11 protein-coding genes are annotated in these 12,433 nt (G+C 30.2%); 7 read left to right on the top strand and 4 right to left on the bottom strand.

Annotated elements, in window-relative coordinates; genetic code table 11:
* Window positions 1-44 precede the first annotated feature (44 nt).
* The 3 genes from WG951_RS12095 to WG951_RS12105 are packed head-to-tail and all read left to right on the top strand — an operon-like array spanning window position 45 to window position 2,228.
* The gene (locus tag WG951_RS12095; protein WP_105049558.1) at window positions 45-467 is read left to right on the top strand and encodes a hypothetical protein; all 423 of its coding nucleotides are present in this window, start codon (window positions 45-47) and stop codon (window positions 465-467) included.
* A 44-nt stretch (window positions 468-511) separates the two neighbouring features.
* Window positions 512-1,240 (top strand): lysophospholipid acyltransferase family protein, encoded by a 729-nt coding sequence (locus tag WG951_RS12100; RefSeq protein WP_105049557.1) that lies wholly within the window; start codon window positions 512-514, stop codon window positions 1,238-1,240.
* Window positions 1,241-1,244: 4 nt separating this feature from the next.
* Window positions 1,245-2,228: an acyl-ACP desaturase gene (locus WG951_RS12105; protein ID WP_105049556.1), complete on the top strand. Its 984-nt coding sequence runs from the start codon at window positions 1,245-1,247 to the stop codon at window positions 2,226-2,228.
* A 200-nt stretch (window positions 2,229-2,428) separates the two neighbouring features.
* Here WG951_RS12105 and WG951_RS12110 read toward each other — a convergent pair whose 3' ends face one another.
* Complete coding sequence (locus WG951_RS12110; protein ID WP_105049555.1) at window positions 2,429-3,235, bottom strand: nitrilase family protein; 807 nt, start codon at window positions 3,233-3,235, stop codon at window positions 2,429-2,431.
* A 145-nt stretch (window positions 3,236-3,380) separates the two neighbouring features.
* Here WG951_RS12110 and WG951_RS12115 point away from each other — a divergent pair, with 145 nt between their 5' ends.
* The gene (locus tag WG951_RS12115) at window positions 3,381-6,119 is read left to right on the top strand and encodes a PD-(D/E)XK nuclease family protein (protein ID WP_105050593.1); all 2,739 of its coding nucleotides are present in this window, start codon (window positions 3,381-3,383) and stop codon (window positions 6,117-6,119) included.
* A 1-nt stretch (window position 6,120) separates the two neighbouring features.
* On the opposite strand, the gene WG951_RS12120 is transcribed toward WG951_RS12115, so the two are convergent.
* Window positions 6,121-6,912 carry a universal stress protein gene (locus tag WG951_RS12120; protein ID WP_105049554.1) on the bottom strand — a complete coding sequence of 264 codons (792 nt, stop codon included), beginning with the start codon at window positions 6,910-6,912 and terminating at the stop codon, window positions 6,121-6,123.
* A gap of 175 nt (window positions 6,913-7,087) precedes the next feature.
* Between WG951_RS12120 and WG951_RS12125 the strand changes: the two genes are divergently transcribed.
* The 3 genes from WG951_RS12125 (at window position 7,088) to WG951_RS12135 (ending at window position 9,980) form a co-directional block, all read left to right on the top strand.
* Window positions 7,088-8,422 (top strand): MATE family efflux transporter, encoded by a 1,335-nt coding sequence (locus tag WG951_RS12125; RefSeq protein WP_105049553.1) that lies wholly within the window; start codon window positions 7,088-7,090, stop codon window positions 8,420-8,422.
* Window positions 8,423-8,644: 222 nt separating this feature from the next.
* Complete coding sequence (locus WG951_RS12130; protein ID WP_105049552.1) at window positions 8,645-9,412, top strand: enoyl-CoA hydratase/isomerase family protein; 768 nt, start codon at window positions 8,645-8,647, stop codon at window positions 9,410-9,412.
* A gap of 4 nt (window positions 9,413-9,416) precedes the next feature.
* Window positions 9,417-9,980 (top strand): MOSC domain-containing protein, encoded by a 564-nt coding sequence (locus tag WG951_RS12135; protein ID WP_105049551.1) that lies wholly within the window; start codon window positions 9,417-9,419, stop codon window positions 9,978-9,980.
* Between the two features lie 3 nt (window positions 9,981-9,983).
* Here WG951_RS12135 and WG951_RS12140 read toward each other — a convergent pair whose 3' ends face one another.
* On the bottom strand, window positions 9,984-10,997 hold the full coding sequence (locus WG951_RS12140; protein ID WP_105049550.1) for an alpha/beta fold hydrolase: 1,014 nt from the start codon (window positions 10,995-10,997) through the stop codon (window positions 9,984-9,986).
* Window positions 10,998-11,225: 228 nt separating this feature from the next.
* Window positions 11,226-12,368: an ATP-binding protein gene (locus tag WG951_RS12145; protein ID WP_105049549.1), complete on the bottom strand. Its 1,143-nt coding sequence runs from the start codon at window positions 12,366-12,368 to the stop codon at window positions 11,226-11,228.
* Between the last annotated feature and the right edge of the window lie 65 nt (window positions 12,369-12,433).

The following is a 12,433-nucleotide window of genomic DNA, read 5'->3' on the forward strand; positions in this document are numbered from 1 at the left end:
AAAATTAGTAACTTTGTAACATATACAAATAGAATATAAAAAGCATGAAAGACGTACATTCATATTGGGCATACCTTGTTTTAGCAATTTTAATTTTTGCAGTAGTTAATGCAGTAATTGGTTTAAAGCAAAAAAAAGAATTTACAGATAAAGATTTAAGACTAGGTTTGTTTACCTTAATAGTGTCTCATATACAATTATTAATTGGTTTAGGATGGTATTTTATGTCTCCTTGGTACAAAGCATTAAAAGCTAATGGTGGCGAAGTTATGGCAAATAAAGCAACTAGATTATTAGCTGTAGAACACCCTTTAATGATGCTTATTGCTATTGTATTTATAACAATAGGTTGGTCTAAACATAAAAAGCAAACAGAAGATGCAGCTAAATTTAAAACATTTGCAATTTTCTACGGTATTGCTTTAATATTGATTCTTTCTAGAATCCCTTGGAGTAACTGGTTTTAATAACAAGCATCCTTGCATAAGCAAGCATCTATATTAGATTCAAAATGAAAATTTTAAGCTACATATTATCACCAATTTTTATATTGGTGTTTTTTTTATCACTACTTATATTTCATCCATTACAATGGTTGGGGTTAAAATTATTTGGTTATAAAGGGCATCAGTTTGTAGTAGATTATATGAACTGGTTTTTATCTAAAACATTATTAATTTTAGGCGTAGTTGTTAAGGTAGATAATCAACACAAACTACCAGAAGATTGCTCACTAATCTTTGTTTCTAACCATCAAAGTATGTTTGATATTTCACCAATTAGTTGGGCATTTAGAAAACATCAACCAAAATTTGTCTCTAAAAAAGAACTCGGTAAAGGCATACCTAGTATCTCTTTTAACCTAAAACATGGTGGTGCAGCATTAATCGATAGAAAAGATTCAAAACAAGCCATTTCAGCCTTAATGGAGTTTGCAAAAAGAATTAAAAACAATAAATGGGGAGCCGTAATTTTTCCGGAAGGAACAAGAAGTAGAGATGGTAAGCCTAAGAAATTTGCCATAAATGGCTTAAAAGTCATCACTAAATTTAATAAAGAAGGTTATATTGTGCCAATAACAATAAATAATTCTTGGAAAATTTTTAAATACGGAAAATTTCCATTAGGTTTAGGTAGCCCAATTACATTTACTGTTCATCAACCATTAAAAATAAATTCATTACCTTTTAATGAATTATTAGAAAAAACCGAATCAGTCATTAAAGACCACATAAAATAAAGATATGTCTATACACAACGTAAGAAAAGAAGTGATGCTAACCTTAGAAAAAAGCATGCATACCTTTGTAGATAAATATTTAATCCCTGCAGAAAAAATCTGGCAGCCAACAGACTTTTTGCCAAATTCTCAGAAAGACTCTTTTATATCAGAAGTAGAAGAAATTAGAGAATTATCTAAAGAATTGCACGACGATTTTTGGATTGTTTTAGTAGGAGACACCATTACAGAAGAAGCATTACCAACCTACGAATCTTGGTTATTAGATTTAGACGGAGTTTCTCAAGATCCAGACAATAGTTGGGCAAAATGGGTAAGAACTTGGACCGCAGAAGAAAACAGACATGGAGATGTTTTAAACAAATACTTGTACTTATCTGGTCGTGTAAATATGCGTGAAGTAGAAATTTCTACACAACATTTAATTGCAGATGGTTTTGATATTGGTACTTCTACAGATCCATATAAAAACTTTGTGTACACAAGTTTTCAAGAATTAGCAACCTATGTTTCTCACAACAACGTAGCTAAAATTGCACGTAAAAAAGGGCACAAAGCTTTGGCAAAAATGTCTAGAATTATTGCAGGAGACGAAATGCGTCATCACCAAGCATATACAGAATTCGTAAAAGAAATCTTTAAAATTGATCCTAGTGAAATGATGTTGGCTTTTCAGCACATGATGAAACATAAGATTGTAATGCCTGCAATGCATTTAAGAGAATCTTTTGAAGCAAAAGGAAGTTTGTTCGATGATTTTTCTATTGTAGCACAAAGAGTTGGTGTTTACACCGGTTTCGATTATGTAGATATTTTAAGAAAATTAAATGAAGCTTGGGAAATCGATAAAATTACAAATCTTACGCCAGAAGCAGAAAAGGCAAGAGATTATTTAATGAAATTACCAGATAGAATGTACAGAATTACAGAAAGAATTGTAGTTCCTCAAACAGATTTCAAATTCAAATGGATGATGAATCCTAGTTAGTATTAGAAGCTATTTCCTGCTTTCCACTATATCTTTTTGTAAAAAACAAAAAGGATGTCGTTTCAAATGCGAAGCATTCAACGATTCAAAAAAATAGTAAAGCAGAGTTAATCAGGGCTAGACTTGTTTGCAAACTTATATATAATTTAAAAAGACCTTTTTGTTTAAATACAGAAAGGTCTTTTTATGTTGTAGAAACATTAAAAATCAATTTTAAAAGTATCCAAATCATTTAAAAAACCAAGTTTTTTTCTAATTGCATCTTGCTTGGTTTTCACCAAAGTAGTGGTAACAATTCCAATTTCATTACTTTCTAATTGAGAAAGCTCATCACCCAAAAAATCCAAGACTAAAGAGTTTCCAGAGTAATCATAATTATTAGCATCCTTTCCGGTTCTATTAACGCCAATTACATAACACATATTTTCTATGGAGCGTGCTTTTAAAAGTGTTTCCCAAGCTTTAATTCTAATTATAGGCCAATTTGCCATAAAAATTAAAAGATCGTAATTTTCAGTGTTTCTAGCCCAAACAGGAAAACGCAAATCATAACAAATTAACGGACAAATTTTCCATCCTTTATAATTTACAATTAGTTTTTCAGCACCAGAAGTATACACTTTATCTTCACCTGCCAAGGTAAAAGAATGTCGTTTGTCATACGTTTCTATTTTACCAGAAGGATGTACAAAAACCAAACGATTGTAATATTTTTTGTCACCTTTAGCGCAGTCGAAAGGTCTTTCGTATATCACCAAGCTACCACAAATTGCAAAAGCATTTTCTGTTGCCATTTTTTGCATCCAAGAAACCGAAGTTCCATTCATTTCTTCTGCAACTTTTTCTGGGTTCATGGTAAAACCAGAAGTAAACATTTCTGGTAAAACAACAAGATTGGTGTTTTTAGAAAGCATATTAATTTTCTCTTCAAAAAAAGCCAAATTTTTTGCAGGATTTTCCCAAACTAAATCTGCCTGAATACCAACAATGTTCAATTCGTTTTGCATTTTTTATTTTTAAAATTAAAAATTAGATTACTCAAAAATAGGATAAAAATTGTAATTTGGTATTTAATATAAACCTCTCGACTCCGTTCGAGGAGACAAGTTCTCCTAAATGTCTGGTCGAGCGCAGTCGAGACCTATTTTAACTATGCAATCTTTTATTTCTGATACTATAGAAAACATTTTAAAAAGCACAAAATCTTTTCAAGATGTGGTATTTATACTTCCATCTCAAAGAGCAAAAGTGTTTGTAAAGCAAACCTTTAAAGATAAAATTACGGTTGGTTTTTTACCAGAAATAATTAATGTAGAGCAATTTATAAATAAGGTTTCAGGTATAGAAAAGGCAGATAGCATTCAATTATTATTTCATTTTTATACCATTTATAAAGGGTTAGAGAAAGAACCTGTAACTTTTGATGTTTTTGCTTCTTGGGCATTTACTGTTATTCAAGATTTTAACGAGATAGATCAGCATTTAATAGAAACTAAAAAGATTTTTATTTACTTAAGAGACATTCAGCGTTTAAAAAAATGGTCTGTAGACGGTGAGTTTACAGAAACCGAGTTAATGAAAGATCATTATTCGTTTTTAGAGAAATTAAATGTGTATTACGATGCTTTTTATCAATTTTTAAAAGAAAAAAAGATAGGATACCAAGGTTTAATTTATAGAGAATCTTGCGATAAAATTGATGAGTTTTTAGAAAAAAATTCAACAAAAAAATTCTTTATTATTGGTTTTAATGCCTTAAACACTGCCGAAGAATTATTGTTTCAGAAAGTTTTAGAAAGTGGTAATTCGGAAATTTATTGGGATATTGATGAAACCTTTTTCAAATCAAATCATCAAGCCGGAAAATTCATCAGAAGGTATAAAAAACAATGGAAATATTACGAGAAAAACGAAATACAAACTTTAGGTACAACATTTTCAGAGCCTAAAAAAATAGAAGTAATTGGGGCATCTAAAAACACGACTCAAATAAAATATGCAGGAGAAATTTTAGAAAAAATTACTGATTTTAAAAATACAGCTTTGGTTTTAGCAGATGAAACTTTGTTGCCAATAACGTTAAATTCTTTGCCTAAAAACATCAATGCAATTAATATTACCATGGGATACCCTTTAAAAGATGTGCCCACAACCAACTTGTTGTTTTCTGTATTTCAGCTATTTATTTCTCAAGAAAAATTGCAAAAAGCAGTTGTAAATGAATTTTATTATAAGGATGTAATTCGGTTTTTAAAACATCAATCTATTTATAAAATAATACCAGATATAGATGCTTTTTCAGACAATATTGCCAAACATAACCAAACGTTTATTAAACAAAAAGACATCTATAAATTATTAGAAAATATAGATGCAGCGTTAAAAGAAGCGCTTATTTCAATTTTTAACGCGTATGCTTCTGTAGATGAATTTATAGATCGGGTTTTAAACTTAATCAATCTTTTAAAAGAAGATGTAAGTGATTTAGAAAAAGAATATTTGTTTCGTTTTTACACCACCTTTACGCAATTAAAAACCTTGCAAAATGAGTTTAAATACTTCCCAGATTTAAAAACATTAGCCCTCTTTTTTAGACAATTAATTTCTTCGGAAAGTTTATCGTTTCAAGGAGAACCTTTAAGAGGTTTACAGTTAATGGGAATGTTAGAAACCCGTGTTTTAGATTTCGAAAACATTATTTTAATTTCTACTAACGAAGGAGTTTTACCAGCAAGTAGTCAACAAAATTCTTTTATTCCTTTTGATGTTAAAGTAGAGTTTGGTTTGCCAACTTACAGAGAAAAAGATGCTATTTTTTCGTATCACTTTTTTAGATTGATGCAGAGAGCCAAAAATGTGTTTATCATTTATAATACAGAACACGATGTTTTAGGAAGTGGAGAGAAAAGCCGTTTTGTTACGCAATTAGAAATGATGCGAACAGACGTTATTCAGAAAACGGTTGCTCCAAAAGTACTGAATCAAAAAGTGGAGTTAAAAGAAATTAAAAAAGATAAAACTGTTTTAGATAAGTTACAAGAATTGGCTGTAAAAGGAATTTCTCCGTCTGCATTAACCAATTATTTATACAACCCAATTTCGTTTTACAAACAGAAAATAATTAAATTAAAAGAGTTTGAAGATGTAGAAGAAACCGTTGCTTATAACACCTTAGGTACTGTTGTTCATGAAACATTAGATGAACTATACACACCGTTTGTAGGTAAGTTTTTACAAGTAGAAGATATTGATTCGATGGGCAAAAAATCGAAAGATTTGGTGGTGAAACATTTTAAAGAAGCCTTTAAAAACGGAGATATATCTACAGGTAGAAACCGTTTGATTTTTGAAGTAGCCAACCGATTTGTTAATAATTTTTTATCACAAGAAAAAGAATTATTAAAAGATAAAAACAATCAATTAAAGATTCTGGCAACCGAAGAAAATTTATCTGCAGACATAGAAATAGAAGGTATTGAATATCCTATAAAAATACATGGTCAGGTAGATAGAGTAGATGAATTAAATGGTGTGTTACGTATTACAGATTATAAAACAGGTATGGTAAGTAGTGCCGATTTACGTGTTGTAGAATTTGATAAATTAAGAGAAAAAGAGCAGCACAAAGCCATACAGGTATTGTTGTACGCTTATTTATATACTAAAAGTAAAAAGTACGATTTTAAGCAACCTTTAGAAGGCGGAATTTATTCTTTTAAAAACCTAAATAGTGGATTTTTATCTGTCAATTTTTCATCAAATTATAGAAAACCAGACGTTGAAATAACGGAAGAAAAGTTAGAAGAGTTTATGGTAGAAATAAAAACCTACATCAAAGAAATGTATACCCTTGATGTAGATTTTATTGAACCAGCAGATTTAAAATACTAGTTTATTTTCCTTTTAAAGTTAATAAAGGAATAGAGGTATAAAACTCTTTTTTAAGTACTGTATTTTTTTCCCATAATTTTTTAAAGAAACCTCTTTTACGTCTAAAAACACATAACATATCTGGGTTATGTGTTTTAAAATGCTCTAGAACACCTTGATACGTTGTGGCATTTTCTGTAGTTGTAAGTGTGGTTTGTAGTTCAATTAATCCTTTATCTAAAACTAAATCTTCATCTTTATAACCTACAGTTTTAACTAATAAAGAATTTATTTCTGGATTAAATTTTTCTGCCAAAGTAACCAAAGGATTTAAAGCCGTTTTACTTTTAATAATACCAGATTTAAATGCCAATAAAATAGATTTTATAGGTTTATAAACATAGCCTTCAGGAATCGTTAAAACAGGTAAATCAGATTTTTTAACCAAGCTACCCGCTGTACTTCCTAGAAAAACACCATGTTTAATAGAATTACTTTTAGCTCCCACAATAATTAAATCTACACCAATTTCATTATCTATAGCCTCAACACTTTCAAGAACTCCTCCTTTAGAAGAAATTAACTTTACATCTACATTTTTTCTATGAACAGCGCTTACCAATGTTTTTAGGTATAATTTTGTTTCACGCTCTATAATTGCCGTCATATTTACCATACTACCTGCTTTAGATTTTGCTTTATATGCCCTAAAAACTAATACGTTTGCATTTATTTCTTCTGCAAAATCAATGGCATATTGTAAAGTGGTAATTGCTTTTTCTGTAGATCCGATTGGGACTAAAATATTTTTCATAATGCTGTATTTAAAGATGCAAAGTTACATTTTTTTTTTGGGCGTTACTACAAGGTACTAGCTTTGGGTTTTAAGTACTTGTTTGTATTGCGCTGTAAGCATGTAATTTATCTGGAGTGTATTAGAAAGGCTGTAATCTTTAACGCAAATCTAGTTACATTTGCAAAATCTAGATATGAAAACAAACATCAGTTTTAAAAACATAAATAAATTAGCAATTCCTGCTTTAATTGCTGGGGTTGCAGAGCCTTTATTATCTATTACAGATACTGCCATTATTGGTAATATTAATGAAAATGCAACCGAAAGTTTAGCGGCCGTAGGAATTGTAGGTGCATTTATTTCGATGTTAATTTGGGTTTTTGGGCAAATTAGAAGCGCCATTTCTTCAATTATTTCTCAATATGTTGGTGCCAATAAATTAGATGAAGTAAAAGATTTACCTGCACAAGCCATTGCTATAGTTGTATTAGGCAGTGTATTTGTTTTAGCAATTTCTTATCCGTTTGCAAAACAAATTTTTCAATTTTATAATGCATCAGATATTGTTTTAGAGTATTGTATTACTTATTTTAAAATAAGAATTTTTGGTTTTCCATTTTCGCTTTTTGTGTTTGCTGTTTTCGGTATTTTTAGAGGTTTGCAAAACACCTATTATCCAATGATAATTGCCATAATAGGAGCCTTGTTAAATGTGTTTTTAGATATTATTTTGGTTTACGGAGTAGAAGGTTACATACCAGCAATGCAAATAGAAGGTGCTGCTTATGCAAGTATTATTGCGCAAGTTGTAATGGCAATTATTGCATTGGTTTTGTTGATGAAAAAAACGCCTATTTCATTAAAATTAAAACTACCTTTTCATAAAGAAGTTCCTCGTTTGTTGGGGATGATTGGTAACCTTTTTATTAGAACCATTGCTTTAAATGCAGCTTTGTACTTTGCAACTTCTTATGCTACAGATTACGGAAAAGAATACATTGCTGCGTATACTATTGGTATTAATATTTGGTTGTTGGGTGCTTTTATGATTGATGGATATTCGAGTGCAGGCAACATTTTATCGGGTAAACTTTTAGGGGCAAAATCTTATAAATTATTGTTAGAATTAAGTAACAAGCTTTTTAAATATGGTTTAATAATGGGCGTAATTATTGCTTTAGTAGGTTTTGTTTTTTATGATTTTATCGGACAAATTTTCACGAAAGAAATAGCTGTTTTAGAACAGTTTTATAATGTTTTTTGGATTATTTTATTAATGCAACCTATAAACGCAGTTACTTTTATTTTTGACGGAATGTTTAAAGGAATGGGAGAAATGAAATATTTAAGAAACCTACTTATTCTAGCTACCAGTTTGGTTTTTATTCCCACTTTATTGATTTTTGATTATTACGATTTTAAATTAACTGCCATCTGGATTGCCTTTACCCTTTGGATGGTTGCAAGAGGATTGCCATTAATTATTAAGTTTAGAAGTAAGTTTTTACCACTTGCGGAACATGATTAGTTTGCGTTGTCATTGCGAGGAAGGAAGCAATCTTTTAAATTAACACTCTAAATAAACAGATTACTTCGTCCTATCGTCCTCGTAATGACAGTATGTTTGTCATTGCTAGGAACGAAGCAATCTCATTAAATATTATACTTTTATTTTTCTCAATCGACTAAAAAGTCTCATTTCGAAATGACATTAAGAATTAAACCTTAACTTTACTAAAAATACAATCATATGAGCACTACAAGACAAAACGGAAGTTTATATATCAATATTCAAAATAGCATTGCAACCATAGAATTTGGGCATCCTGCAAGTAATTCTTTTCCGAGTGAATTGTTAGATAGATTAACGAACGAATTGATTTCAGTGGGAAATAATGCAGCTGTTTCTGTTATTGTTTTAAAGTCTGAAGGTGAAAAAGCATTTTGTGCGGGTGCTTCTTTTGATGAGTTAGTGGCCATTTCAAATTTAGAAGAAGGAAAACAATTTTTCTCTGGTTTTGCAAACGTACTAAATGCCATGAGAACTTGTGGTAAATTAATTATTGGTCGTGTTCAGGGAAAAACAGTTGGAGGTGGAGTTGGTTTAGCTGCTGCTTGCGATTATGTTTTGGCTACAGAAAATGCAGCAATAAAACTATCTGAATTTACAATAGGAATTGGACCTTTTGTAATTGAACCAGCAGTAACTCGTAAAATTGGAGTTTCTGGTACCGCAGAATTAACGTTAGATGCAACCAATTGGAAAAATGCCTATTGGGCTAAAGAAAAAGGTTTGTATGCAAAGGTTTTTGAATCGCAAAAAGAACTGGATGAAGAAGTTGAATTGTTATCAGAAAAATTGGCTTCTTACAATTCTGTAGCTTTATTAGAAATGAAGAAAGCATTGTGGCAAGGAACAGAAAATTGGCCGGATTTATTGGTAGAAAGAGCTGCTGTTTCAGGAGAATTAGTTTTATCAGAATTCACTAAAAAGGCATTGTTAAAATTTAAAAAATAAGAGTGTGAAAATCATTTCAACAAATATTGGGGAACGAAAAGAAATAGACTACAAAGGTACATTGGTTACTACAGGTATCTTTAAATATGCAGTTGAGCATCCGGTTTTTTTAGACGTAGAAGAGGTAAAAGGAGACGCTATTTGCGATAGAGAGAATCATGGAGGTGTTTTGCAATCTGTTTATGGGTATTCGTTTAAACACTATACATATTGGAAAGAGCTGTATCCGAAAGTGAATTTTGAAATGGGAATTTTTGGAGAAAACTTAACCATTGATGATGTTGATGAAACTAAAATTCATCAAGGTGATACTTTTAAAGTTGGTGATACCATTCTAGAAGCAACTGTACAAAGAGAACCTTGTTATAAATTGGGAGTCCGTTTTAATAATATGAGCATTGTAAAAAAGTTTTGGAAAACCACTTTTTGTGGTGTTTATTTTAAAGTTTTACAAACAGGTTTTGTAAAAGCTGGTGACGAGTTTATACAGATAAAAAGTTGCTCAGAAAATCCAACAATTGCAGATTTATTTATTGCAAAAAGAATTGAAAACGGAATTAGTGATTAGTTTTTAACTTTTTAAACTTGCAATCCAATTTACCAAATACTTTTTAAATGATATATCCACATTATAAATTTCATTTGTTAGTTGGCTAGTTCCTTTTTTAGTCATAAAATGGTTTAAATTTTTAATTTCTTTAAATATAATATTTGAATTTCCAATTTCATTTAGTTCGACTTTACTTTGTTTTGGGTCAACCAAAATATCTTCTTCTCCAATAATTACTAAAGTTGGAAAATCTATATTTTGATAGGTTTTTGTATTGTTAATTCTTGCAAACTCAACTTTTATAGGTGTTAAGTAATTCGAAAAAGATTTTTTATTGATGTTTACTTTTTTTGATTCTTTTTTTGCAATTTTCCATAATTCTAAAGCAGTTTTATTTGGGTTTTTATCTATCAAATGATGAATGTAATTTAAACTTTTTATCTGCTCCTCTTTGTTCTTGCCAATTATTGATTTATTATAGTTTTTAATTCCATTTTTAATTTGATAGCCTAATAATTCTCTTGGTTTTCCAATTGGAGCAGACCATTGAATTAAGAAATCGGGTTTTACATTCTGTTCGATAGCCATTGTAGTTACAATGCCACCTAAACTGTGACCTAAAAAGCCAATTTTCTTATTTTTTATAGGTTCTAATTTTCTTAATTCGCTGTATATTCCTATAAAATCACTTGTATAAATTTTTGGTTGGTCATTATATTCTCCGGTAGATTTACCAACTCCTCTTTTGTCAAATTTAAAAACCCCAATATTATTTTTAAGCAAGTAGTTGGTTAAATAATTATGAGCTTTTTGAGATGTTTTTCCCGTTCCGGATAATATTACAAGTATATTATTGTAATTAGATTTTGGTGTGAGTAATGTTCCGAAAATTGTAATGGTTTCATTTACTTTTTTACTTATTTCTTGAATATTATAGTTCTGAGTATTCTTAATTTCTTTTTCATTATTGAATTTTTCTTGAGAAAAAATAAATGTTGAAATAAAAAGAAGGAATGTAGTTAATACTATTTTCATTTTTTAACTTTTAAGTTACTGTCAAAAATATAAATATGAAAAGTGTTGACTATTAATGTATTGTTAATTAGTTTGTTTTTAACTGAATTATTTGTTTTTGAAAAAACTAAAAACAGAATTAAATATTAGCTAGCAAACAAGTTTAGCCCAGATTGAGTGGTCTGTTTGAGCTCTTTTTTACCATTTTTTATGGTAAAAAAAGCGAGTAACGAAAGCTGGAAATAGCTTCTAAACCGTTGCTTCTTTTTTGTGTAAAAAACGAGTCAATTTCATAGATAAATCTAATAAAATAATCTTTGGATTTCCGTTTCTTTCTATATGATACATGGCATCATTTAGTTCTTTTTCTATGTCTAAAATATTACCAGAATGCACAAAAGGAGCAAATTTAGAAAGGTCAAATCCGGTTTTGGTTTCCATAAAAACCAAGTTTTTAGACTTGTAATTTAATAATAAAGCTTGTCTAAAAAATTGCAAACAATATTCTAGAAAACGCTTCTGAGTTTCTCGTCCGGTTTTGGCAATGTTTTCCGACCATTCTATTAATTGCTGTACAACAGCGGCGTTTCCTTTGGCTTTAAAAGCGGTTCTAATCCACGCAATAAACCATTCTTCAAAAACAAGATCATTAGAATTATTCTGTAGTAATTGCAAGGCTTTGTTAAAATTACCTTCTGCCTGATGCGCTATTTTTGCAGCTTCATTATCCGAAACCTGATGGTCTACCACTAGGGTATTAGAAATATCTTGCTCGCTTAAAGCAGGAAAATGTAGTGCCTGACAACGCGATTTTATAGTATTTATAATGTCTCCTTCGTTTTCGGTAATTAAAATAAAAACCGTTTTTTCTGGTGGTTCTTCAATTAACTTTAATAGTTTATTGGCGGCAGCAATATTCATTTTTTCAGCCATCCAAATAATCATTACCTTAAAACCACCTTCGTAACTTTTAAGGCGCAGTTTTTTTACAACCTCTTCTGCTTCATCAACACCAATAATTCCTTGTTTATTTTCTACGCCAATATGTTGCAACCAATTAAACAAACTTCCGTAAGGTTGTGTAGCTATAAAAGATCTCCAATCTTCTAAAAACAAACTACTAACAGGATGTTTTTTTACGTTTTCATTAGCGGTAACAGGGTATGTAAAATGCAAATCTGGATGTTGTAGCTTGTCGCACTTTAAGTTACAAACGTCTACATTATCAGAAAAATTACACAATAAAAACTGTGCGTATGCAATTGCCATAGGCAAGGTTCCGCTTCCTTCTTTACCCACAAATAATTGCGCGTGCGGAATTCTGCCGTTTTCCGCAGATACTTTTAAGTGTTTTTTAATGTGTTCTTGGCCGATAATTTGGTTAAAAAGCATAGGCAAATATAAAATTTGTTTGGCATTAATCCATCAATTTTAGAGTGCAATCTTTTAATTTCTAA

The organism is Polaribacter butkevichii (assembly GCF_038024105.1).
GTDB lineage: Bacteria > Bacteroidota > Bacteroidia > Flavobacteriales > Flavobacteriaceae > Polaribacter > Polaribacter butkevichii.